At 40.2% G+C, this 23,893-nt stretch carries 21 protein-coding genes; 11 read left to right on the forward strand and 10 right to left on the reverse strand.

Annotated features, from left to right (window positions below; translation table 11 throughout):
* The 3 genes from J8L97_RS09685 to J8L97_RS09695 all read left to right on the forward strand — a co-directional run.
* Window positions 1-148: DUF885 family protein (locus J8L97_RS09685; protein WP_211049227.1), on the forward strand; the 148-nt coding region annotated here is incomplete at its 5' end.
* Window positions 149-261: 113 nt separating this feature from the next.
* The gene (locus tag J8L97_RS09690) at window positions 262-675 is read left to right on the forward strand and encodes a cupin domain-containing protein (RefSeq protein WP_211049125.1); all 414 of its coding nucleotides are present in this window, start codon (window positions 262-264) and stop codon (window positions 673-675) included.
* A 178-nt stretch (window positions 676-853) separates the two neighbouring features.
* Complete coding sequence (locus J8L97_RS09695; protein ID WP_247688620.1) at window positions 854-3,019, forward strand: cation:dicarboxylate symporter family transporter; 2,166 nt, start codon at window positions 854-856, stop codon at window positions 3,017-3,019.
* On the opposite strand, the gene J8L97_RS09700 is transcribed toward J8L97_RS09695, so the two are convergent.
* On the reverse strand, window positions 2,981-3,370 hold the full coding sequence (locus tag J8L97_RS09700) for a DUF1294 domain-containing protein (RefSeq protein WP_210997673.1): 390 nt from the start codon (window positions 3,368-3,370) through the stop codon (window positions 2,981-2,983). The genes J8L97_RS09695 and J8L97_RS09700 overlap by 39 nt on opposite strands.
* A 100-nt stretch (window positions 3,371-3,470) precedes the next feature.
* On the opposite strand from J8L97_RS09700, the gene J8L97_RS09705 reads away from it, so the two are divergent.
* Complete coding sequence (locus tag J8L97_RS09705; RefSeq protein WP_211049127.1) at window positions 3,471-5,126, forward strand: hypothetical protein; 1,656 nt, start codon at window positions 3,471-3,473, stop codon at window positions 5,124-5,126.
* 694 nt (window positions 5,127-5,820) lie between these two features.
* Here J8L97_RS09705 and J8L97_RS09710 read toward each other — a convergent pair.
* From J8L97_RS09710 to J8L97_RS09725, 4 genes are all read right to left on the reverse strand, one after another.
* A complete protein-coding gene (locus J8L97_RS09710) occupies window positions 5,821-9,141 on the reverse strand; it encodes a response regulator (RefSeq protein WP_211049128.1) in 3,321 nt (1,106 codons plus the stop codon).
* Between the two features lie 8 nt (window positions 9,142-9,149).
* A complete protein-coding gene (locus J8L97_RS09715; protein WP_211049130.1) occupies window positions 9,150-10,391 on the reverse strand; it encodes an ABC transporter substrate-binding protein in 1,242 nt (413 codons plus the stop codon).
* A 90-nt stretch (window positions 10,392-10,481) separates the two neighbouring features.
* Entirely contained in the window at window positions 10,482-11,336 is an 855-nt protein-coding gene (locus tag J8L97_RS09720; RefSeq protein WP_211049132.1) for an alpha/beta hydrolase, read from the reverse strand.
* 9 nt (window positions 11,337-11,345) lie between these two features.
* Window positions 11,346-11,921, reverse strand: a complete 576-nt coding sequence (locus J8L97_RS09725) for a TetR/AcrR family transcriptional regulator (protein ID WP_211049134.1) — start codon at window positions 11,919-11,921, stop codon at window positions 11,346-11,348.
* Window positions 11,922-12,200: 279 nt separating this feature from the next.
* Between J8L97_RS09725 and J8L97_RS09730 the strand changes: the two genes are divergently transcribed.
* Together J8L97_RS09730 and J8L97_RS09735 are read left to right on the forward strand one after the other, a co-directional pair.
* Window positions 12,201-13,109, forward strand: coding sequence for an IS5 family transposase (locus J8L97_RS09730; RefSeq protein ID WP_211049136.1), 909 nt, complete (start codon window positions 12,201-12,203; stop codon window positions 13,107-13,109).
* An 816-nt stretch (window positions 13,110-13,925) separates the two neighbouring features.
* Window positions 13,926-15,392, forward strand: a complete 1,467-nt coding sequence (locus tag J8L97_RS09735) for a reprolysin-like metallopeptidase (protein WP_211049138.1) — start codon at window positions 13,926-13,928, stop codon at window positions 15,390-15,392.
* A 196-nt stretch (window positions 15,393-15,588) separates the two neighbouring features.
* Here J8L97_RS09735 and bfr (J8L97_RS09740) read toward each other — a convergent pair whose 3' ends face one another.
* The 3 genes from bfr (J8L97_RS09740) to norR form a co-directional block, all read right to left on the reverse strand.
* The gene (gene bfr, locus J8L97_RS09740) at window positions 15,589-16,074 is read right to left on the reverse strand and encodes a bacterioferritin (protein WP_211049140.1); all 486 of its coding nucleotides are present in this window, start codon (window positions 16,072-16,074) and stop codon (window positions 15,589-15,591) included.
* Between the two features lie 3 nt (window positions 16,075-16,077).
* A complete protein-coding gene (gene bfr, locus J8L97_RS09745; RefSeq protein WP_192509925.1) occupies window positions 16,078-16,548 on the reverse strand; it encodes a bacterioferritin in 471 nt (156 codons plus the stop codon).
* A gap of 237 nt (window positions 16,549-16,785) precedes the next feature.
* Window positions 16,786-18,348, reverse strand: coding sequence for a nitric oxide reductase transcriptional regulator NorR (gene norR, locus J8L97_RS09750; protein WP_211049142.1), 1,563 nt, complete (start codon window positions 18,346-18,348; stop codon window positions 16,786-16,788).
* Window positions 18,349-18,508: 160 nt separating this feature from the next.
* On the opposite strand from norR, the gene J8L97_RS09755 reads away from it, so the two are divergent.
* Genes J8L97_RS09755 through hmpA form a run of 3 tightly spaced genes read left to right on the forward strand, consistent with a single transcriptional unit; the run spans window position 18,509 to window position 21,125 of the window.
* Complete coding sequence (locus tag J8L97_RS09755) at window positions 18,509-18,733, forward strand: hypothetical protein (protein ID WP_192509923.1); 225 nt, start codon at window positions 18,509-18,511, stop codon at window positions 18,731-18,733.
* Window positions 18,733-19,950, forward strand: coding sequence for an NnrS family protein (locus J8L97_RS09760; protein WP_211049144.1), 1,218 nt, complete (start codon window positions 18,733-18,735; stop codon window positions 19,948-19,950). The genes J8L97_RS09755 and J8L97_RS09760 overlap by 1 nt, the downstream gene beginning before the upstream one ends.
* A 20-nt stretch (window positions 19,951-19,970) precedes the next feature.
* Window positions 19,971-21,125 carry an NO-inducible flavohemoprotein gene (gene hmpA / locus J8L97_RS09765; RefSeq protein ID WP_211049146.1) on the forward strand — a complete coding sequence of 385 codons (1,155 nt, stop codon included), beginning with the start codon at window positions 19,971-19,973 and terminating at the stop codon, window positions 21,123-21,125.
* A 323-nt stretch (window positions 21,126-21,448) separates the two neighbouring features.
* Here the strand turns inward: hmpA and J8L97_RS09770 are convergent, their stop codons facing one another.
* Together J8L97_RS09770 and J8L97_RS09775 are read right to left on the reverse strand one after the other, a co-directional pair.
* On the reverse strand, window positions 21,449-21,787 hold the full coding sequence (locus tag J8L97_RS09770) for a hypothetical protein (protein ID WP_211049147.1): 339 nt from the start codon (window positions 21,785-21,787) through the stop codon (window positions 21,449-21,451).
* 247 nt (window positions 21,788-22,034) lie between these two features.
* Entirely contained in the window at window positions 22,035-22,226 is a 192-nt protein-coding gene (locus tag J8L97_RS09775) for a hypothetical protein (protein WP_211049149.1), read from the reverse strand.
* Between the two features lie 429 nt (window positions 22,227-22,655).
* Here J8L97_RS09775 and J8L97_RS09780 point away from each other — a divergent pair, with 429 nt between their 5' ends.
* Window positions 22,656-23,126, forward strand: a complete 471-nt coding sequence (locus J8L97_RS09780) for a low molecular weight protein-tyrosine-phosphatase (RefSeq protein WP_211049152.1) — start codon at window positions 22,656-22,658, stop codon at window positions 23,124-23,126.
* A 103-nt stretch (window positions 23,127-23,229) separates the two neighbouring features.
* Window positions 23,230-23,868: a 2OG-Fe(II) oxygenase gene (locus J8L97_RS09785; RefSeq protein ID WP_211049155.1), complete on the forward strand. Its 639-nt coding sequence runs from the start codon at window positions 23,230-23,232 to the stop codon at window positions 23,866-23,868.
* Window positions 23,869-23,893: the final 25 nt, after the last annotated feature.

Here is a 23,893-nt window from a genome sequence, read left to right on the forward strand (position 1 = left end):
CTACTATAGCGGATACCGAGAAATTTACGATTTGCGTGAGGCGCAAAAAGTTAAATTGGGGAATAGCTTCGACTTAAAAACATTCCATGAAACATTTTTAAGCTTTGGTAGTGCACCCGTTAAGTACATAACGAAATTGATGCAATAACGAGATAATAAGCAGCAGAATGAGCCTAGTTCACTCTGTTGCTTACAATAGGCCCATAGTAACTATATGTGTTTGCCCTCACAAACACCTTTCTAATTACCCATAGGTGAACAATGAAATATCTTCTACCACCCCTTATGGTATTACTATCTTTTTATAGTACCGCTGATGAAAAACACGCACCAATCTCAGTAGAAACGATTGTAAAAACAACGCAAAGCTGGAACGGTAATACACTCCCAGCTTACCCAAAAGGTCAACCAGAAATTACTATTTTGAAAATAGCTATCGCCCCAGGCGTCACATTGCCTCGGCATCAACACCCCGTTATTAATGCAGGCGTGTTACTCAAAGGTGAGTTGCTAGTTACAACCAAAAAAGGGAAAAAGCTCAAAATGACTGCCGGTGATCCTATTACTGAAGTAATAGACACATGGCACTACGGGGTAAATACCGGTACTGACACTGCTGAAATTATGGTTTTTTATGCTGGTATTGAAAACCAGCCTATCACGATTAAGCAATAACGTTCATTAATTATGCTTTACTCTTTTACATACAGTAAAGCATCCATTGCTGCACATTTTTCTATTAATCAATTTAAGCATAGTCAGTTCAGACACCAGTCAGTTTCGATCACTATAATCCCCGCTCTTTTATTTTTCTATTATGCTTAATTGAAGCTAATATTGAGCGATGCACACAATGAATACATTTTTTTCTTTTTTGAAAAGTCGTAATTGGATGCTGTGGGCACTGATCTTAGGTGTTGCTACAGGCCTTATTTTTGGTGAACGCGTTGCATTTTTACAACCCATAGGTAATGGCTTCGTTAAGCTGATGCAGATCACTATATTCCCGTATATTGTCGTAAGCCTGATAGTCGGACTAGGAAAGTTTAGTCCTGAGCAAGTCAAAAGTATTTTACTCAAAGCTGCAACCGTAATGATAAGCTTATGGTGCATTGGTCTCGCTGCTATTTGGTGCTTTGCATTAACACTACCTCAACATGACGCTGGGACATTTTTTTCGCCAGCCCTTATTAGCCCTACGGCCTCCATCGATTTTGCTGAACATTATATCCCCGCCAATCCATTCGCCTCTTTAGCACAAGGTAACGTACCTGCCATCGTCATTTTCTGTATCGCTTTAGGCAGTTCATTAATAGCAAATAAACGTAAAACAACGGTACTTGACTTTCTTGAAGTCATTGGACAGGGGCTAACGGTAATCTCAAAAAAGATCATTACGATTTTCCCTATTGGTATTTTTGCGATGACCGCCAGTACGGCTGGTACGCTCAGTGGTGAACAATTAAATAATCTGCAAGTATATTGGGTCTTGGTATTATGCCTTGGACTATATTTGATGCTTGTACTCATGCCGATGATAGTGGCTGCTTTTACACCAATAAAATACCGGGACCTTATTCTAGTAATGCGTAATGCGTGGATAACGGCTTTCAGTACCGGAAACGTCTTTATTGTATTGCCGGTTATCACAGAAGGGATCAAAGAGCACCTGCGAAAAACCAATCAAGCTGATGAGCAAGCTGATCACATTGCCGAGGTACTTGTGCCTATTGCTTACACATTCCCTAGCCTCGGTAAACTCACCACATTGATGTTCGTCATGTTCGCAGCATGGTTAACGGGGAGTCCTGTCGGTATTTCTGATATTCCTAATGTTACTCTGTCGGCGATGCTGAGTTACTTTGCCAATGTGCATATCGCAATCCCATTTTTACTTGATAGCTTGAAAATTCCAGCCGATAGCTATCAGTTGTACTTGTCTATGTCGGTACTCAGTGCCAAAGTAGTATCACCTACAACGGTCATTTATATATTTTCTTTTGTATTTTTAAGTATTTTCTATTGCCGAAAGCAACTGCATTTAAAACGATTACGCTCGGTATATTACCTAGCACTAATGAGCGTGTGCCTACCCATATTCATGTTCACCAGCTACACACTAAATAGTCATTTAGCAGGCAACAGTAAAGCTGCTGACGACATCATTGCAAATATGGTGATTGCTGAAACAGTCCCTGCACATGTATTAAACCACGTACCCAAAGCATATCATTCCGGAGAATTGTCGCTCACCAATATTGATATTATTCAAAAGCGAAACTTAATTAGAGTTGGTTACTTAGTTGATAATGTCCCTTTTAGCTACTTTAACCAAAAAAATGAACTCGTTGGCTTTGATATTAGTTTGGCCCATCGGCTTGCTGATGATTTACAAGTTGAAGTTGAGTTTATCCCCTTTAAAAAACACCAATTAAGTGAATACCTTAACAAAGGCTATTTTGATATTGCTATGTCTGGATTAGAAATAAATGTGGTCGATTTAACCAAGGTTCGATTCAGTGATCATGTGCTAAAATTGCAATTAGCATTACTCGCCAAAGATCACCAATTACAACGCTTTGCACATAAAAGCGATATAACAAACCTCTCTAGCGTACAGTTTGCTCATGTAGAATATGGCCCTATTTTAAATAAGGTAACAAAGCAATACCCCAATATACACTTTTCTGAACTGAACAATTTAAAGCAATACTTTACGGACCCTAATAATTTTGATGCACTGGTGATCAGTGCTGAAGCCGGGTTCGCATGGAGCATGTTTTACCCTGAATTCGGTGTAATTGTCCCGCAAGAAGGTTCCATCAAGTACCCTGTTGGGTTCGCTATTGCTAAACGCAATCTGGATCTGCTGAGCTATGTTAATTCATGGCTCGATATTCAAAAAGCCAATGGTAAAGTGCATGACGCCTATAACTATTGGATTTTAGGTTTAGGAGGCCAAAAGGAAGACACCCGCTGGTCACTCATCGACTCGTACACTCGCCAACCCACTCAATAACCAATAGCACATGAGCCCAAGTAAGGCAGTTTGACACAGCAGTGCACAAAGCAACTTAACGTTAAATTGCCACTTTTTAGACTTATGGTGAAACACATCTTGAGCAACATACATACTAAAGTGCGCCCCTAAAGACGATACAAGGAGTAAACTGAGTTCGCTGAGCCTTTTCTCTTGCCTGCAGGCTCGGCGTTTATCTAGCCAAAACAGCACCATAAAAATACCATTAGCTACCAACACAACTACTGCAATATACTTTCCTATAACAGGTAGCTCGACACCGAGTAAAATAAGCATCAAACCATTAAAAAAAAGTATAGAGTGACCGATAGCGCGTGCCAAACTGTTCAATTATTCTCCTTAATTTCTATACCCATACGCATTGACGAAACGCTCTGGCTTAGTTCTCGCTACATCAATCTTATCTCAATTGATTTAAGAGCAAACAAATATGGCAATTCTAGCAGGTTATTTTTCTTTTGATACGGATCATGCTGACAAAAAATGCATAATAAACAAGTTAATACGATATTTTGAATCATACCCGAGTAGTGATGTGAATCGCTTTACTTGCAATCGCGGTGTCATACTCCAATACGACTTTGACGCTTACAAACAGCCTGCGTGGTTGCACAATGATTTGCAAGTTGCAACGCTTATCGGCCACCCACTTATTACCAGTGACCGCAGCAACGACCTTACAACGTTTGCAGGTAATTTTGAGAAGTTAACAGAAATGCTGCTTAGCAGTGATGGGATTTTCAATTACGCCCAATACAACACCGAACACGAAAAGTTGGTACTAGCAACTGACCCCCTCGCTATCCGTCCATTTTATTATATGCATATTGGTACTGGACTATTGTTTTCGACACAACTTAACTTATTTAAAGAATTAGGGGTGACATTAACACGTAATTACGCAGCACTATGTGAATTAGCCACGCTTGGGTACACTTTACTTGACCACACCCCGTATAACGAAGTTCGCAGAGCTACACCCGCTGAGTTGTTAGTGTTCGATAAAAGTGGGCACACATGTGAGAATTACCTCGACTGGCTGGCATTAGCCAAACAAAAATTAGATTTAGGTGATGCTGTTACAGAGTTGGATCAAGCCTTTAAATCTGTCGTCGCTAAAGCAAGTAAAACAGATTCAACTGTACTCAGCACCCTATCAAATGGACTTGATAGCAGAGTGCTAAATACGCAACTTTCGCGAATAAGTAAAAAAATCAAAGCCGTTCATCTCACACGAAAACCCGCCCAAATAAAAAAGCAGTTATTTGAATTTACTCAGGAAAATGACATTGTATTGACTGCGGTAAACCCAGAATATCACCAATTAAATTCTCTAGAAGCAATTTTAAGTGATTTAAACGATAGTCACCCTAAATTTCTCAGAGGTGTATCTAGGCCAACCCTCGCCTGGGTCGGTCATGGTGGCAACAGCTCACTTGGCTTAACCAACTACACCGATGAAGTCTACCAAGCAGCTAAATCTAATGATTTATTGTGTCTGGTACATAAATTCTTAGAACAACAACAAGGTTATCTTCCTAAGTCGGTAATTAATCATGCAGATGAACTTCAACGAGCGCTCATCTATAACCTCTGCCAGGCCATTGGTCACTACCAATCTCTAGGGTTAGATAAGGCGGTGCAGCTGTTTCTCTTGCTGAACGAGCAACATCACCATTTAGAAACCATTTTTGAGAACGTAGACCAATATCGAGTCGAGTATTTTTGCCCTTTCTATTCATACAAAATCATTCAAAGTGCTTTAGCATTGCCAGTTGAGAAAGTACGTAACCACGCTTTTTATCATACATGGGTAAACTATGCTTACCCGCAAGTCTGTCGATTCCCGTGGACCGCATATCAAGAGCATGAGTGTGCAGAAGTTGCCACTAAGCCCAAAGACACACAACACCTTCCAAGACTTAACTTTAGGGGGGTCATAGTACATTGGTTATCAGTACTCAAAAATGACAACCAACCATTCATTAAGAAAAAGCAGTTGACGGCTTTATGTCTGCTGCACTTATTGCGAATTAAAGATGCTTCTTCCCATTTGAGCGCCGTGATGCATTTCACTCGATGGTGATCAAACATCCATGCCCTATGCCAGTAATAACATACCGCTCTATTGCTGGCTCATCTTAATCAATTGCTCAATATCCGTCGCTGCACGTGTGTTTTGGGGTAAAATTATCCGTTGCAATTGCGCAAAGAACTCAGAGGAAACAAAAGGCTTTACGGCCGCAAGAAATGTGCGACTAGAAGTAGCGTTTCCTTTATTGACGCTATCTTGAAAAGCTTGCCATATGGTAAAGCCGGTTACTGCAGGGTTTAACTTATTGGCCTCATCATGAATTGCCTGATTAATTAACCTCAGGTTTGGATAAGGGTTTTGGAATAGAAAATGTTTTGTAAAAAAACTAAGTACATTCCAATGATGATATTTTGTTCAATATCAAGGCGCTTTTATGTGGTAATAGCGGGCTATTACAAATGAAAGCAACGCCGAGAGTGAGAAAAATAGCTTTATTGGGCAAATTCGCTTATCCAGAGCTGAGGTTAATCAAAAAAGGCCACATGTATAATACACGTTAAACTTTCTCCTATTCCCTGAGTCTACCAATGCATATCCTTTAATGCTCTATCACCACCGACTTCTATTTTATTCTGCTTATGCAGCCAAGCATCAGACCTAAATGATGGCATCATTTAAACGCCTGATGCACAATGCTTGATCAATGAAGTGGTAATAAAGCATACCTAAACCTTGCTAAAGAACGTTATTCCTTATTATTCTCTAGCGAGTGTGGTAACCATGTGAGCATTTTTTCATACAGTACCTCAGGCACAATAGGCTTCGCAACATAGTCATCCATTCCCGCCTCCAAACACTTATTTCTGTCTCCTACCATAGCATTAGCCGTCATCGCAATAATTGGGATCTCTTTGTATAACACCCCGCCTTTTCCGGCCCTAATGGCTTTGGTTGCTTCATACCCATCCATTTCGGGCATCTGACAATCCATAAAAATAACATTGTAAGGCTTTGAGTGTTGGGCCTGCTTTAAGTAAGAGATCACTTCTTTTCCATTTGCAGCAACATCAATAAATGATAATCCAAGCTTTTTAAACATGCTGGTTGCGACAATCTGATTTACCTGATTATCTTCAGCTAACAATATTCTAATCGATTGACACCATTGTACATTTTCAATGTCAGGACCCACTTTATTCTTAAGCGTTTTAATATAGTGCGAAGTGACTAAAGGTTCAGCCTTAGCCAGTGCCTCACCATTTTCAGCCACAATGGCCAAAGCATCGAATAAATCTGACGTTGTCGCTGGCTTAGGGAAATACCCCGCAAAGCCCAATTCAGCAAAAAACCGCGCATCACCTTGATGACCCATTGAGGTCATCATAACCAACTTCATATTCTTAAAGCGTGTATTAGCAACTAATGCCTTTCCTAGTTGCGCGCCATCCATATTCGGCATTTGCATATCTAAAAAAGCAATGTCAAAACACGTATTGTGCTCTGCATAATACGCTTCACATATCGCCAAAGCTTGCACCCCCGAAGGTGCCTCTGAAACTTGTGCGCCCCAATGTTCCAACTGGCCTCTTAGCACTTCACGGTTAGTATCATTGTCATCAACAATGAGTAAATGCAATTTAGTGGTGTCAACGCTTGGAATTACCTGCAATGAGCCTGCGCTTTTTTGTAATTTGATATGAAAACTAAACTGACTACCTCGGCCGACATCACTGGTAACCGCCACATCGCCATGCATCAATTCACATAGCTTTTTGACAATCGCTAACCCCAGCCCGGTACCACCATATTTACGAGTCGTCGAGGCATCCACTTGCGAGAACGACTTAAACAACTTACTTTGCTGAACGTTCGAAATACCAATCCCCGTATCTCGAATGACACAATTGAATAGCCAATGCGTCTCGTCGGCTTCAGACAAACTCGTTTCAATAACCACTTCACCTTCACTGGTAAATTTAATGGCGTTGCTTACTAAATTAGTCAATATTTGCCTTAGCCGACCTGGGTCGCCTTTAACCACCGATTCATTTATGCTGGTCATATTTAGCACAAGTTCTAATTGCTTATCATGTGCTTGAATTGCAGCAGCTTCCGCAAACTCACCGAGCATGCCACGTAAATCAAAGTCCAAGTACTCTAATTCAAGCTTACCTGCATCCACCTTTGAAAAATCTAAAATATCATTAATCAGGGTCAATAAAGAGTTTGCACTACTCATAGCAACCCGCGCTCTATGGTGCTGTTCATCAGTTAAGTTACTGTTGAGTAATAAATTCAGCATGCCTAACACCCCATTCATAGGGGTTCTTATTTCATGGCTCATAGACGCTAAAAATTCGCTTTTAGCAATGTTGGCATTTTCAGCCATCGCTTTTGCTTCGATAAGCGCCTGTTGAGATTCAATCCGTTCAGTGATGTCTTGTTGAATACCAACAAAAGCAGTCAATGTATCCGTTTCATCAAACACAGGTGATATCTGTAAATTGTTCCAAAAAGGCGTACCATCCGCTTTATAATTTAATATTTCAACTCGATGTTTTTTACGCTGTCGTAGTGTTTTTCTAATTTCAGCAATGGTGTCTTCTTGCGTTTCTTTGCCTTGTAAAAATCGACAATTACTTCCCAATACTCGTTTGTCATAACCTGTAATTAGAGTAAAAGCACTATTAATAAAAACCAGAGGGTGATCATCCGTTCTAGCGTCCGATATTGAAATACCAACATTGCATGACTCAATCGCTTGGGCTAACAAATCATTATGCTCTTTGGCTTTTTTAAGAGCCTCTTGAAATAGCCTTTGCTCGGTTATATCCGTCAACGAACCGGCCATTCGAGTTGCACGTCCATTTTCATCTCTCAGTGCAATCCCTTTAGCACGATAATAGCGATATTCGCCAGTCGCATGACGCAATTGATAACCCACATCGTATGGGTCACCATGTTCAATGTGTTTATTGAGTTGCTCAATGACTCGATCTTTATCTGTCGGGTGCAAATGTGTTTCTAAGCTTGAGAATAAATTTGGAAAGCCATCAAAATCATCTCCTTCATAGCCCAGTAACTCTCTATAACGCGGTGCGTAATACACTTCACCAGTCACAATATTCCAATCCCACAGCCCATCGTGACTACCTTGCATAGCTAATTTGTACCGTTCTTCACTGGCGATGGTTGCTTGTTGAGATAGCTCCAATTGCTTAAATGGGTTTAACAACAACTGTTTACCAAAAATCAGCAGCAAACCCGATGACAAAACTAAGCTAATGACAATTGCCCAACCAATATCGAGCATGAAACCCCATACTTTATCATCCAGTAAATTGACATGTGTTAGGTACTCAAATTTTATGCCTGTGGAGCCAATTTTTTGCACACCCGTACTAACATACTCATACTCAGCGTCTACATTGGTAAACGAAACCCACCGCCCTTCAATGCTAATAGCATGAGCGCGGCTATCTAACGCAACCGCCAATAACTCATGTAAGCTGGTTTTAAATTCAACCAATAATGCTCCTTCCGTGAAACCATTATATTGGACGGGTACCAACACTTTAAAAAAGTAATCTTGGTGTACCTTATTAAGCACGATTGCATGACTCAATTCACCATCTAATATACGCGTTAACCACTCATTCTGCGTTTCTATTGCTGGTCTCAATGGCGCATTACTATATACTATGTCTCCAAGAATATTGACCAGCCGTATTGGTTCTTTCTGCCCTAATATTTTATATCCATCGAGAAAGTCAGAGACCGATGCTTTCGATAATTCACTGCCCATCACCCCATTTGTTAAAATAGGATGACGAGCCAAATCTTGTAAAATCTGTTGTCGAGTCTCTAAAAACTGTCTCAAATAGCTCGCAGCAAGTTGCGCCTCTACCTTACTTGACTGCTGCTGCAACGCCCTCACTGTATCGTCCGCACGGCTACCAACTAATAAAATACTGACAACCAGAGATAGTATTAAACTTGTGCCCAAAAATGCATAAAAAGCTTTATCTGAGGTAAGACGCAGTTTTTTTTGTATTTTGTTGCGCATATTTATTATCACTCTTTATCGTTGGGCAGCACGTTTATGCCACCAAACTCATCAAAACTGGCCATGCAAATATCTTCAAGCCCTAAAGCCTCATGCGCATCTGGATTTTCTTCACTCCATTCGCTAAATGGCTTTGTGTAGGTTTTGAGTAATCCCACTACCGGCTTTTTCAAATTCTCAAGTGAGTCTTTTAGTCGTTTTCGGTCTTGAGTTAAATTACCTGTTAGCGGAGTTTGTTGCAGTGCTGCAATAAGTATTTTACCTATGTCATAACTATGAACAAAGCCCGCTGGTGCAGCGAGTCTATCTGGATCCGCCAATTTATCAGGAAACAGCGCTTGCCCAGCAAGTATTGCACGACGTCCTTCTTCTGTTAGTGGTCGATGCTTTAGCGAAAAGCAACTTTGTATAAAATTAAGGGCTAGGTTCTTTTGTAACTCATCCTTAACGGAAGCGTAGAAGTTCCCCCCAGTAATGCCCCAGTGACTGATGATGGGTAGTCTTAAGTTATCGGGTAGACTTCCCATCGCTTTCACAAAATACTTTCCTTCTATTGCATTGCCTACGAACAAAATACAGTCAGCCTTTGAATTTATGATGTCTCTTAATATTATTTTGCTGCGATTGAGCTGTGTATTCCAATTAAACCAGGTGACGTTTATATCAGCTTGCTTGACTGTCGTTTTCTTTAACGCTGCTCGGATCGTTTTCTCATTCGACTGGCCCCAAGGGGTGCTTTCTAACAACATATGCGGATTGCTGCAATTCAAACTATCAACGGCATAACTGGCTATTTTATACCCGGCTTTAGTGTCATCAATTGATACTCTAAAAACCCAATTGTTATCACTTGGATACCGCGTAATGGGCCCACCGGCTGCCCACGGTACTAACAGCAGAATTTCATTTTCATTAATATAATTACGGTTTTTAATATAAGGGGGAGAGTGCAACCCCCCAAGTATGATAAATGCCTGAGGATCTTTTAAAAACTGACGCATATGCAACAAACTGCGATTGCTGTTACCTCGATGATCTTTTTCTACAAACTCAATTTTGAAACCTTGTACTGTATTGTTGACTTGAGCCAATGCCGTCATAAAGCCCATTTTCATTGCTTGTGCAGAAGCGTGGTGGTTTGAATAATCTGAGTCGTGATAGATTTTTAAAATCTTATCTTCATTTGAGGCAAAACACGCAGTACTAAAACACAGTGCTAAACTTATTAGCCTCATTACAAGTTTTGTCATTTACAGTCCGTATTTAGCATTGTTTTTCAATACTTAAAAATAGCGTAAATAACAAAAATTGTGGAGTAAGTTAACAAATAAAGTTCGTACCTAACTCATATGACTCATTAAACATTCACCAACATGCCCCCAAACTTGTTGTGAATTCAAAATTCGCCCATGACCTAAACCCTGTGTTGAGTATATGTCAATATGCGCATGTTGCTGTGCTTGCTCATAGGCTAAATCATGACGCGCAAATTTGTCTTCAATATCGTGAATAATTGTGATTTTACTGTGATTTATAAGCTGTTGTTCAGGCAACAAATCACTAAACTTCATATCATGCTCGTTTTCAATCGACGCCAGTACATCAGTGAATAACGATTCAACAATTCCGATAGAGAGGATCCTATCTCGAAACCCTGTATAAAAGTCAAACGGGGGCGCAATCAAAATATGCTGCTCAATTTGCCAATTTGAATTAAGTGCCGCAATACCGCCCATAGAGTGACTAATAATCGCTTTAACTGGTTGAGCTAGCATTTCCAACACCGCATTTAATGCACAAATGAATTTAGGAAGGTTTGCTTGGTCGCCACCACTTTGGCCATGGGCATAATGATCGAATGCCACCACTTTAAAGCCCAATGCAACCACATGATCCATCAACGCATAAAATTGACTCGCACTGCCTGACCAGCCATGTGTAAATAACACCACAGGCCCTTCTCCGGCACTAATAACATGAATGGGGCCTAACTTACTCGCCAACACGCCTGATTTAAACCGCGCAGGTACCGTTTGTTTGACATTATGACGTACTGGCGTCATTAATAACTTTTTAGCGTACTTTTGTGCAGTACTCGGCATGACACTGTGCATGGACTTTGATAGTATTTGCATAGCGTAAAAGCGCACACTTTTAGCGTCACTTTTGTCTGAAAAATATATCTTACTGCTCATAACACTCTCTTATTGATACCGTTGAATAAGCGCGCTCAAAGCACACTTAAATCGAGTATGTTGTTCATCTTCAAACCCGACCCACACCATATGTTGAGACCCTAGATATAATGAATAAAGTTCAAACACAAACTGCCGTGCATCGCCTTTCATTTGCCCTTCATTCACTGCGGTTTGCGCCAATTGAGTCAGGTACTCTAGCCATTGTTGCAAACGCTTTTTGACTAAATCTTGAATAGCGCCCGGCTGGTCATCAAATTCAACTGAGGTAGATACAAAAATGCAGCTACTCCCTTGCGACCGGTACCAGTTCAGCCAACATTCAACGGTCGTCAAAAGTTTCTCCATTGCCGAGTTCATGTTTACTGTTGGCTGGATCACTGCGTCAGTGAATATACTCTGAGCATATTCCAACACCTCCAATTGCAAATTTTCCTTTGAGTTAAAATGCCCAAACAGGCCTGATTTTGACAGCCCCGTGATCGTCGCCAAACCCCCAATAGTCAAATCATTTAGGCTAGTCGCTGTCGCCACATTCAACGCGGTTGCCAAGATCTGCTGTTTTGTTTGCTTACCTTTACTCACTCAAACCTCAAAAAAGTACGAACGTTCGTTTTTATAATAGCCAAAAAAAATATAATAGCAATGCATTTGGTATCTAAATAACATCTGCCGCGTACACAGTTTTACGATGCAATTAACAACATATGAGCCTAAGAAAGTGCGCTCAGTAATACCTAAAAGTAGCAATACTTCTCGAATTAATAACGGTTATTCCACTGACATGGGCGTTGTTTCCTAAATCATTGAACTTCTTTGGTTTGGTACGATCAGATCATCAAATGCCTTAACCCATATTTTGAGATGAAGAAAAAAATTAGGAATTGGTCACAATACAATCGTGCTTTAGTGCAACGCGGTAACATCAATATCTGGTTCAGTGATAGCGCCGTCTCAAAGTGGCAAAATACCGAAAAACACGGTGGCCGTGGTCGTTCAAATCACTATTCAGATTTAGCAATTGAAACCTGTTTAACCTTAAGGTCCGTATTCCATTTACCACTCAGGGCTTTAGAAGGGTTTGTAAATTCCTTGCTGACTATGATGGATACTTATTTTAAATCAACCGGTTATAGCTTTTTATGCAAACGCAGTAAAACACTTGATGTGCAATATAGAAAGAGCGCAGGCAAAGGCTTCATAGATATCGTAGTCGATAGCACGGGCCTTAAAGTGTACGGAAATGGTGAATGGCATACGAGAAAACATCGAACGACTAAGCGTCGAACTTGGCGAAAATTGCACTTAGCTATTGATGCGACAAGTCACGATATTGTGGGTGCTGAGCTATCGATGGTAAATGTGTCAGATGGTGAAGCCCTTAGTGATTTAATCAGGCCACTGCGCAGGAATATAGACAGAGTTACAGGTGATGGAGCATATGACACACGCAGTTGCTATGAGGAGGTCGCAGCAAAAAGCGCGATTATGCGGGTGCCACCCAGAGATAATGCCCAATATTGGGAAGAAGATCACCCCAGAAACAATGCCGTATTTATGATGCACCAAATAAGGTTAACGCAGTGGAAAGTGAACTCAGGGTACCATCTACGTTCACTTGCTGAGACAGCGCTGTATCGTTTTAAACAATTAATGGGTGATAAGCTAAAAAGTCGTCGATTCAATAGTCAGCATACTGAAACAATGATTAAAGTGAAGGCAATAAATAAAATGAATGGGCTAGATATGCCCAAATATCAGCAACAAAGTTAAAACTGAGAAATTGATTGGTAGTTAGCTATTTGATCAACAAGGTCACTAACATGACCCGACAGAGAGTTGATTGAGTTCAATACACTCGATACAAAAACAGACATAATTTAAGCTCCTGATAAGTAACACAACAAAGGCAATAAACAAGTGACTAAAATTGCATAAAAAGCGCTCAAACACTTAATTCACCCAACAGTGCTTTTGGAAAAAGAACACACGCCTCAGATTGGCGGTAGGGCTACCCCTGCGTAAAGTGTGTAAAATCAGCAAAATGCCCACCATCGCAAGATTTAGGGTGTAATTATCATTCGGGATGAGTTATCTGTTACCCGCGCTTAAGCGTTTACTTTTAGTGGTTTAATAACACTTCTTAAAAGTCCGGTAAAACATAGTAATAGGTCTTTATTTAGCACTTGTTCGGCCTTTATTATCTATGCGTAAAGCATCATTTTAGATACAAAGCATTTGATGAGTAGCTTGCTATAAATGCATTTTAATCAATGCCTTATAATGATTTTTTGTAATGAAGACGTTGCAATGAATGCGCTTTTATCCAAAACACTTTATAGTCGTATTTCTATATTAAGCGTAATCTGTACTTCTCGCTCCGTGTGCAATTCAGGCTCTTAAATTATTTACTACGAATAATTTACAGTTATCAAGCCACTGTTTATATCTTAATTTATATTTTCATCGTTTTACGTTAACTCGTTATTAAACTTAAAACCCTCATTTAAATTGACATTATTGGAAATGCAAACATATCATTTTAGTGCTTTTATTTAACAATATGTACTCAATATGAAAGGAGATCCTATGAAAGTACCCATGTATATTCAGGTTTTATACCTATTCGTTACCCTAGCGTCATTTTATGGTCAAGGAGCCACGAAAAACATGCATACGAATATCAATCTCGATATGCTGCAAATTCTAATCCAACAAGCAAATGACAATCTCATGTATGAAGGTAATATCAGCAGTTATGACCCTCGTGAGTTTGACGAAGACTATCGTCATTATAATCATTTGGACGATAGTAAAATAAGCTCAAGGTTAAACATAGAAATAGCCATCTCCCCCGAAGACAACATCGAAATAAAAGAAGTTTATTTAAGTTCTTTGTCTTACATAATTGATAAAACCCTAACCCCTAAGCTCACATCCATGACTTACAAAGTGTCTAATCGGCGTTTTAATCAGTTAAATATTTATCTGCATGACACCATTGAGGTTATATTAGACGGCAATGAAGATTTCATAAATGTGTCGTTGCCTCCTTCCGGCGAAGTCTCTCTTTCTCACTCGGTCCCTCATCCATTTAACGATAATATAATCGACGGAAAATCAGTCCCTGAAGATCTTATTAACCATGAACAGCAAATAAAGGATGAAGCCGTTTATCACCAACACAATGCCACACACGCCACCAGTTGGCCTGAGCCAAAATACCCTCACTCATTTTCATCCCCTGTTAATCACACCAACGGGATCAGTGTGCTGTTTTTAATTCACCCTGATTTACTGAAACGGCAACCTCTTTATAAGCTCAGAAGTTCTTTTTTTACTCCTTTATTTGATAAAGTGAATGATATTTTAAATAAAGAAGAGATGTACGACGGTATCTCTGGGCGACAATGGCGATTTTATGTGGCAAACCAACCCAGTAAAAATGGCTTAGGTACTGTTTTTTCATACACAACCCCACCAGCAGATATATGCCCAGCAAATTATTGCTCAAGTAACTTCTACACACTTTTGAATAAAATGGACACCAGTCAAGCACTACGTGCTCTAAAAAAAGCATGGAAAGCCGATATAGTGCTCTTTATACATAATGTGTATGACCCATATAACCAAGTCAGTGGCTTAGCGCATATTCCAACCAACCCACATGACACAACTTTTAAACATGTTGCCAATGGCGTCGCTGGATACTTAAGTAACTACAAAGTTTACCCCGCAGCCCATGAATTGTTCCACTTAATTGGCGCGCAGCACTCTAAGCACAATAAAAAGCCCGGCCCGCTTGGCCATAGAGCTTACATTGGTTCCACTAAAGAAAGAAACGGCGACATAAACGGCTACCGCTCATTTATGGCCTATGAAGATGTCTGCAAAAAAGCAACTAAAGATCCTTATTGCCAAAGATACGAGCGTATTTCATCAAGGAGTACATACGTTGATTTATATGGAAAACGCGTACCACTTGGGAATTCACATGACGATAATAAAAACGCGGTGCTGAATCTACAGCGAACCGTGCAAAAATTTGGCAGTTAAATCAAACAGTGCCTATTTATTAAATCACATCAAGCCCGCCGCCAAATACGCGCAATGCACATAAAAAACCACTTTAGTTTATTTAAACACGGTACATTTAAGTTTTATGTATTGCAGTGCTGTAGTTAACTAGCGTCAATTTTGATACACATCAGCACAAAAAAGAAGGCTGCAAATGCAGCCTTAAACGTAGCCTCTAAGCGGCGGGGCCACCCTCCATTTGACTTTGAATGTAATTCGGTAAACCAATCAGCTTAATCAGCCCTAGGTGCTGCTCTAACCAATAGATATGGTCAGTTTCAGTATCATCTAACAGGGTCTCTAATATTTCCCGAGTTACGTAATCCTTCTCTTTTTCACACTCAGTAATAATGTTCACTAAGCTTGCCGCCACGGTCATTTCAGCCGCGAGATCATTTTCTAGCATTTGTTTCACGTTATCACCAACATGAATTGCCTCACGTGATGCGGTGTCTGGTTTGCCCTCTAAAAACAAAATGCGCTCAATTATCGCTTTGGCATGGTCCAACTCTTCGTCAAACTCGTGTGCCAACTTTTGCCCTAGCTTTTCAAGCCCCCAATCTTCATAAATTTTTGAATGGGCTAAATACTGATCCATTGAGGTTAACTCTAAGGTCAGCTGCTTATTTAATAAATCAATAATTTTTTTACTGCCTTGCATACGTTACTCCTCAATTTGCGACTGTAAATAGTTTTCAATACCAGTATTTTTGATCAAGAACTGCTGTGTTTCTAACCAATCAACGTACTCTTCTTCGTACTCTAGTAAGTCTTCCAAAATATCTCGACTCACAAAGTCTTGTTCGGCTTCGCATAAAGCAATGGCATCTTTGAGGGCGGGTACCTGCTCTAACTCAAAAGCCATATCACACGCCAGCATTTCTTCAGTGTGTTCGCCAATGCGTAGCTTTTCTAAATGTTGTAAATTAGGCAGCCCTTCTAAAAACAAGATCCGCTCAATCAGTTCATCAGCCTGTTTCATATCTTTTATTGATTTTTTATAGGCTTTTTCGTTCAGTTCTTCGAGACCCCAGTTTTTATACATACGTGCATGAAGAAAATATTGATTGATTGAAGTAAGTTCAAACGTCAACATTTGATTCAATACTAAAAGGACTTTTTTGTTACCCTGCATAGGGCCCCCTAAGTTAAAAGTTACTTGCCCTCTAACCCTAGTCCAAAATATGTACGAATCAAGATAATTTAAAACTAATAATTTTTTAATATACTCTTTTAAAATAAACAACTTATAACATTATTGAGACTTATTTTCATTGCTAATTCGAGTTGCAATACTAATACCTTTTTCGTAATATTTACCATCGGTATTTATATCAATAATCAATGTTTTTAATCATCGTTATTCAATAAGTTATAAATTCTTTGTCATTTTTATCCCAAGCCGTTTCGCTAACCGAACGAGATTGGCTCTGTCCATCTGAAGCGCACGAGCTGTTGCAGCCCAATTAAGCTTATGCGCTTTGAGTGCAGCAATAATGTGTGATTTTTGAAAATTATCGACCGCCTCTTTAAAAGGCAGGGCCGAATCAAACTCAGCAACAGCGGTTTTTACGGGTTTATCCTGCTGCTCACTTTGGCTCAACTCACTATGTATCAACTCAATTCGTACAATATCTTGTTGCCATTGCGCCTGCTTCGCTTTGAGTGCGCTGCGGCTTATTACATGTTCAAGCTCGCGAATATTACCGGGCCAATCATACTCACTTAACGACTGGCTTAATGTGCGACTTAAGGTCAATTGACCAATACCTAGTTTCTTTCGAACCTGCTCTATAAAAAAACCAGCCAATAACGGAATATCATCTTGTCTGGCTCGAAGCGGCGGCACCTGCAAAGGGTATACACTTAACCTATGGTACAAGTCAGCCCGAAAGCGCCCAGCTTGAACTTCAGCTTTAAGATCCCGATTGGTCGCAGCGACAATGCGAACATCAACATGTTGCGTGTTATCGGCACCCACGGGTTGAATTTCACCACTTTGCAACACGCGTAATAGCTTGCTTTGAATGTTCAAAGGGAGCTCCCCTATTTCATCTAAAAATAAAGTCCCGCCATCTGCCAATAAAAATTTACCATCTCGGTGTTTGTCTGCGCCTGTAAAAGCGCCTTTGCGGTGTCCGAAAAACTCACTTTCAGCAAGACTTTCTGGTAGTGAGGCACAATTTACTTGTACAAAAACTTGGTTTGAGCGACGTGACGAACCATGAATATTTCTCGCAACCAGCTCTTTACCTGTACCGGTCTCGCCCAATACCAACACCGTAAAATCTGAACTTGCCACCAATTCAATATCACTTTTCAACGATTGCATCAGCGTGCTATTACCAACCATATCGTGTGCTGCTTGGTTTAATTCAGACACTAACGCATCGCCATGTTGGGCTTTGCGTAATAACTGCTCGTGATACAAAGCGACATTCAAATGCTCCGCCAAAATATCGTTAATATGCTGCAAAAAAGGCATGGGGTATTGCTTAAACATGCCTGGAGTCAGGCTATCTAATGTCAAAACACCTTGTAGTGTATGTTGGTGATACAACGGGATCCCCATACAGGCATGCACTGGAATATCACCTTCTTGCGCTAACAACAAACCATCGTATGGATCTGGTAATTCACTATGCTCATTAAAAATAATAGGGGTTGTGCTACTGGATATTGCCAACAGTCGAGGGTGATCTTCAATATTGAAGCGTCGACCAAACGTATCTCGCGTCAAACCATCTATTGCGGCAGGAACTAACGCACCTTGTTGATGCAATAGTAAAGCAACGGCATCAGCGCTCACACACGTTTTAATTGCTTGCACTACAGCACTATAAAATTGATTTAAGTTTTGCTCGGTTTTTTTAGGTAATGCCTTTGTTAACAAAGAGCTAAGCGTGAGTAATTGTGAAAGGCTTCTTTGGTCCATGTCAATATGACCTATTCGTTATTTAAAGACTTATATAATATAAGTCAATTCGACTCTACTTACAAACGAAAAAACATTAACACGCTGAATTATAAAATGTTTTTTATTGGCACGGCGCGTGCAATAACTAAAACAACATAGATAAACTCAGGTGAACCGCATGCTCATATCACAACAACATTTAGACTATTCCAATGCTGCATTGCTGACCTTTGGACTTTGCTTTATCGCAAGTATTGTCGTGAGCTACCCGCTTGCTGAGCACTTTACATTAACAACACAAATTGCCAGCCACATAAGCAATATTGTATTAGCCGGCTTATTTAAAATTAGCTATGTATTGCGCTGTGTGTGCCAATATCAGCTCGGCATGGAGGTACGTTAATGAGGCCAATCAACCTAGCAGAGCCTGTACTAGAACAATACAAATGGTATCAAGTGTCCCAATGGCCGTTATTCATGATGCCATTCAGGGCTTTCTTCTTACTCGCCAGTATCTGGGGTGCACTGGCCATTATACTCTGGGCGTTGTTACTGACTGGGAAATTACAGTGGCAAACCAGCCTCCCCGCCAGTCTTTGGCACGCCCATGAAATGATCTTTGCATTTGCTGGTGCCATTGCCGTGAGTTTCTTACTTACTGCAGCACAAACATGGACCAATGTGCCCAGTATGTCTGGGCCTCGACTCATAACATTACTACTCATATGGTGTATAACTCGTATCACTTTTTTTGTTTCACCGCATTTGTTGCCTGTGGTGATCCTAGGTCAATTGGCCTTTTGGTTATACTCAATTGTATATCTAAGCCATATGCTGATCAGCGCAAAATCGAAGAATAACTACGCATTCATCGCAATATTAAGCGGTTTGTGTACATTTAATATTTTATTTCTGATTGTCAGCGTGCAAGGTGAATTCATGATTGCGCGTACGTTTAGTCAACTTGCCGTGTTGGGGTTTATGTTACTGATTGGCGTCGTCGGTGGGCGCGTGATCCCATTTTTTACTGCTCGTGGACTTAAACTTGAGCAGCAAATACGTACACCTCTACTTGACAAACTACTACTCATTATTAGTACTTTTGGGATCGGCGGATTTGCCGTAAACCAACTCTTTAGCGTACCAATAAATCCTGGCTACCTTATTGTTTTAGCTTCTGTATTACATTTGACGCGAAGTGCTTTATGGTTTCACAAAGGCATCGTCCACGTTCCTCTTTTATGGTCATTACAACTGGGTTATTTATTTTCCGCATGTGGACTGCTGCTGTGTGGGGTTAGTTTTTTTACACCAACAATCATATTCACTGATGCGCTGCACCTCATAACATTAGGCGGAATCGGGTTAACTATTTTAGCGATGATTGCACGCGTGTCACTTGGCCATACCGGACGGGCTTTGACGCCAAATAAATTTATGTCCATCGCTTTTGCGTTATTGGCCCTAGGCGCGGTGATCCGTGCTTTCTTACCTCAACTCATAGGCCCACACCCAGCGTGGATCGCCAGCGCAATATTATGGAGCGCTGCATTTGCAGTATTCAGTATTTCTTATTTTAAAGTCTTAACACACAAACGTGTAGACGGACGTCGTGGTTAATTTATTCATTGGAGAATTTAATGCTATCAAGCAACACAATTGCACTTGTTAAAAGTACTATCCCTCTGCTCTCTCAAGCAGGTACCGCTGTAACCGCCCATTTTTACGATCGGATGTTTACACATAACCCTGAGCTAAAAGATATCTTTAACATGAGCAACCAGCAAAGTGGTAAACAACATTTTGCGCTATTTAACGCCCTCGCAGCGTATGCAACTCATATTGATAACTTGCCGGTACTAGCAGCAGCCGTTGAACGTATTAATCATAAACATGCGAGTTTAAATATTTTGCCGCATCATTATGACATTGTTGGGCTGCATCTTATTGAAACACTCAAAGAGCTCGCGCCTAATGAATTTACCCCAGATATAGAACAAGCTTGGCGTGAAGCCTACGCTTTGTTGGCAGATGTGTTTATCACACAAGAAGAAGGAATTTATAAAACCACCGAGGAAAAACTCGGCGGATGGCGCAATACTCGAACATTTATTGTTGATAGCATTGTGCAAGAGTCTGCCAAAGTTAAAAGTTTTTACTTACGCAGTGCAGATAGCAAAGCCGTTGTCGACTTTCAACCTGGACAGTACATTGGGGTACATGTTAAACCAGTAGAATGCCAAAATGTACAAATACGCCAGTACTCTTTATCAGGTGAAAAGCAACCTAATGGATACCGGATCAGCGTGAAGCAACAAGGGTTAGTGTCTAACCACATGCATAGCTTAAAAGCAGGCGATGAAGTCGAGCTCAGCCCACCAGCTGGAGATTTTATGCTTCAGAGTAATATGTCGCCCAAAGTACTGATCAGTGCAGGTGTTGGCATTACGCCAATGATGGCAATGCTTGAATCAATAGCCACTTTAACACAACCACCGCAAACACACTTTGTTCACGCCTGTATTAATCAAGCAGAACATAGCTTTGCAAAACGTGTCGACACATTAACAACCGACCGCATAGAAATAAATGCCGATATTTGGTACGAACAAGGCGAAGGTCATCATCAAGGGCGAATAAATTTAGCGCAGCTGTCACTCCCCACAGAATCTGGTGAATTTTACCTATGCGGACCCACACCGTTTATGGCTGCGATGAAACAACAATTGCTCGCACTCAATGTGGCTCCTGAGCGAATACTATATGAAGTATTTGGGCCGCACGAGTCATTATAAATTCAAAACTCAGATACGCTGGTAAATCTTTACAGCAATAAATATCGCAAAGCCTACACGAGTATACTCTGTGGGCTTTACTTTTATAAAAATCATGATTTATCATCATGTTCATTATTTTAATAACGATGACATGATAACGTCGTCACTGTAATTCACTAGTGATAAAGCCATTAATAGCGATATCAATTAAAACCCAACACTAAACTTATAAGGTTAAAAATTATAATTAAAAAGTGTAAGAAATTAAATCCGAACAAGCATAAGAACCAAAACTGTATTATCTAAAATGAACAATTTTGGTTCTATTCAACTAGTTATAACTAAAACGGACGAACAACTGTTCTCAGATAGTCTTGTGTACCATCAGTACAAGATACGCCATCTTCTTCGCCTTTCGCTTCTACAGGATATACCCGTACAACATATCGACCCTTTTTAGCATCTAATAAGCGCATATACATAGCGCCAAAATTACCATCATCATAATCTTTTGTCAGTATATCTAACGATCTACCATTATAACTACTTGTTGCAACTACGGTAATGCCTGATGCGCTTGGTACAACTGCATCTATATATGCTTCACACCAGTGTGCTGCACTTGCTGTCATTGATAGGCTTAATGTTGATAAACCAAGTAGTAAAGCTAATTTATTCATGGGATTTCCTTATGGTGTTATAAAATCCCGATAATAATACATCGCCATTGTTAACGTGATGTTTAAGATATGTTTAGCTTTTATTTAAAATAGATAATTCACCGCATTTAAGTTAAATAACTAGAGCAGTAAATAAGCCTATTTAAAAAATAGAGCCCTTAAAGTCATTGCTAATAATTACACTGCTTCAAAACACTGGGTTAATAAAGTCCCACGACATCACACTCACGCTTATTTCCACATAAAATTAAATACTTAATAAAAAAATCAACTGCTTATAACTGGCAATAACATGGATACTATGGTCAACTACATCAGAGTCTTCATTACATAATTGCGCGAGTTCATGGTCAGCCAGTATATTATTCACAATGCGAGTTAACGAAACAGTATGTACACGTTTTAAACGCGTAAACTTAGGCCCGCAATGTTCAATCAACTTACTTTTCCCTTCAAAGCGTCATCCTCCTGGAAATTCATGAATCTCAACATCATCATGATAGGTGCCGAAAATACTTTAATACCTCGATTGTTATAAGCATCAAGTTGACGAACTACGGCCTATTATGTCGCCATTTCTACACTGGATATTTTAATACTGTCACTATTATCGGCGCATGACCCCCTTTAAATTTACCGATATTGGTTCCTTTACCAAGGAAAATACACAATTCAAATTAAACACGGATAAGACACCATTCGAGTCCTATATACCAAGCTATTTCTCCTAGCCCGATTAATCCTTTTGTGATTCTGGTATCACAAAAAAGCCACTCAACAGTCCGTGAATAATCATGTAAAAACCTATAACTCAATGACGATTTCGTGTACTTTTACTCTATCTATATATACACCATTAAATAATAAAATGACGCAACATACCCCCTTTAAAGTACTCATCGTTTGTATGGGCAATATTTGTCGCTCCCCTACCGGTGAAGCGGTATTACGGAAATTGGCACTTAATACCAAGCTTAATATTATTGTCGACTCAGCAGGTACCATTGCCTACCATCAAGGCAACCCACCCGATAAAAGAAGTCGCGCTGCGGGTGAGCGAAGAGGATATGACTTTGGTAATATGCGTGCACGCCAAATTAATTCAAAAGACTTTGCTGACTTTGACTTGATATTGGCCGCGGACAAAGCAAACCTCAGTGATCTATCCGCTATATGTCCCGCACAATATCAACATAAATTAAAGCTTTTTCTAAGTTATGGTGATTCGCGCTACGATGAAATCCCAGATCCATACTATGGTGAAGGTGATGGCTTTGAAGTTGTGCTTGACCTCATTGAAAATGCGGCACAACATATAATGGCAGACTTAGATCAGTAAATACCTTCATTTTTGCTTATTTTGACACTTTCAAGTCGCGTACGTAGTCGCAATATGGTAAAACCCCTGAATATTATTCAGCACAGCCCAAGCCGAGGTCTTCTTGCATACAACTGACGAACTATTTGATCGTATCGCCCAAGATTTACGAGTCACGGGTTTAAGTGTTCAAACCATAGATAAAACCGAACCTGCCTTACAAGCATTAGTACAACGGTTGTCATTATTCTCAGGCCGTGATTTTTCGGCCGCGGGCATTGGCCGACAAACGGAACACACTCAAAACACCGAAATACGCAGCGATAAAATTCATTGGCTTGACAGCGGTCATGCGTTAGAAAATACGTTTTTAACGTATATGGACGAACTGAAAAACCATCTGAATCGCCGGCTTTTTATGGGGTTATTCAGCTATGAATGTCATTTTGCTCATTATGAACCCGGTGCTTTTTATAAAAAACACCTCGATGCCTTTCAAGGCAATACCAATCGCGTACTCTCTACTGTGTTATATTTAAATCAAAACTGGCAAGCCGATTACGGTGGTGAACTGGCTATTTTTGACGCCCACGATCACAGTATTCTACAGCAAAAAATCACGCCACAGTTTGGTACATTAGTCACTTTTTTAAGTGATGAATATCCACATGAGGTGCTTCCAGCCACACGTCCACGATATTCAATTGCAGGGTGGTTTAGAGTAAACAGTTCTGTCAATGGACAAATAGACCCACCGAGGTAGTATGTTGATAAAGCTCGGTGGTACG

Source organism: Pseudoalteromonas sp. MMG012 (assembly GCF_018100875.1).
GTDB classification, from domain to species: domain Bacteria; phylum Pseudomonadota; class Gammaproteobacteria; order Enterobacterales; family Alteromonadaceae; genus Pseudoalteromonas; species Pseudoalteromonas aurantia.

What these genes read in the sequence shown, in the direction of transcription:
- J8L97_RS09690 (WP_211049125.1), top strand. Translation starts at nt 262, where the DNA reads ATGAAATATCTTCTACCACCCCTTATGGTATTACTATCTTTTTATAGT.
- J8L97_RS09735 (WP_211049138.1), top strand. Translation starts at nt 13,926, where the DNA reads ATGAAAGTACCCATGTATATTCAGGTTTTATACCTATTCGTTACCCTA.
- hmpA (WP_211049146.1), top strand. Translation starts at nt 19,971, where the DNA reads ATGCTATCAAGCAACACAATTGCACTTGTTAAAAGTACTATCCCTCTG.
- J8L97_RS09770 (WP_211049147.1), bottom strand. Translation starts at nt 21,787, where the DNA reads ATGAATAAATTAGCTTTACTACTTGGTTTATCAACATTAAGCCTATCA.
- J8L97_RS09755 (WP_192509923.1), top strand. Translation starts at nt 18,509, where the DNA reads ATGCTCATATCACAACAACATTTAGACTATTCCAATGCTGCATTGCTG.
- J8L97_RS09730 (WP_211049136.1), top strand. Translation starts at nt 12,201, where the DNA reads ATGAAGAAAAAAATTAGGAATTGGTCACAATACAATCGTGCTTTAGTG.
- bfr (WP_192509925.1), bottom strand. Translation starts at nt 16,548, where the DNA reads ATGCAGGGTAACAAAAAAGTCCTTTTAGTATTGAATCAAATGTTGACG.
- J8L97_RS09705 (WP_211049127.1), top strand. Translation starts at nt 3,471, where the DNA reads ATGGCAATTCTAGCAGGTTATTTTTCTTTTGATACGGATCATGCTGAC.
- J8L97_RS09720 (WP_211049132.1), bottom strand. Translation starts at nt 11,336, where the DNA reads ATGAGCAGTAAGATATATTTTTCAGACAAAAGTGACGCTAAAAGTGTG.
- J8L97_RS09715 (WP_211049130.1), bottom strand. Translation starts at nt 10,391, where the DNA reads ATGACAAAACTTGTAATGAGGCTAATAAGTTTAGCACTGTGTTTTAGT.
- norR (WP_211049142.1), bottom strand. Translation starts at nt 18,348, where the DNA reads ATGGACCAAAGAAGCCTTTCACAATTACTCACGCTTAGCTCTTTGTTA.
- bfr (WP_211049140.1), bottom strand. Translation starts at nt 16,074, where the DNA reads ATGCAAGGCAGTAAAAAAATTATTGATTTATTAAATAAGCAGCTGACC.
- J8L97_RS09695 (WP_247688620.1), top strand. Translation starts at nt 854, where the DNA reads ATGAATACATTTTTTTCTTTTTTGAAAAGTCGTAATTGGATGCTGTGG.
- J8L97_RS09780 (WP_211049152.1), top strand. Translation starts at nt 22,656, where the DNA reads ATGACGCAACATACCCCCTTTAAAGTACTCATCGTTTGTATGGGCAAT.
- J8L97_RS09710 (WP_211049128.1), bottom strand. Translation starts at nt 9,141, where the DNA reads ATGCGCAACAAAATACAAAAAAAACTGCGTCTTACCTCAGATAAAGCT.
- J8L97_RS09760 (WP_211049144.1), top strand. Translation starts at nt 18,733, where the DNA reads ATGAGGCCAATCAACCTAGCAGAGCCTGTACTAGAACAATACAAATGG.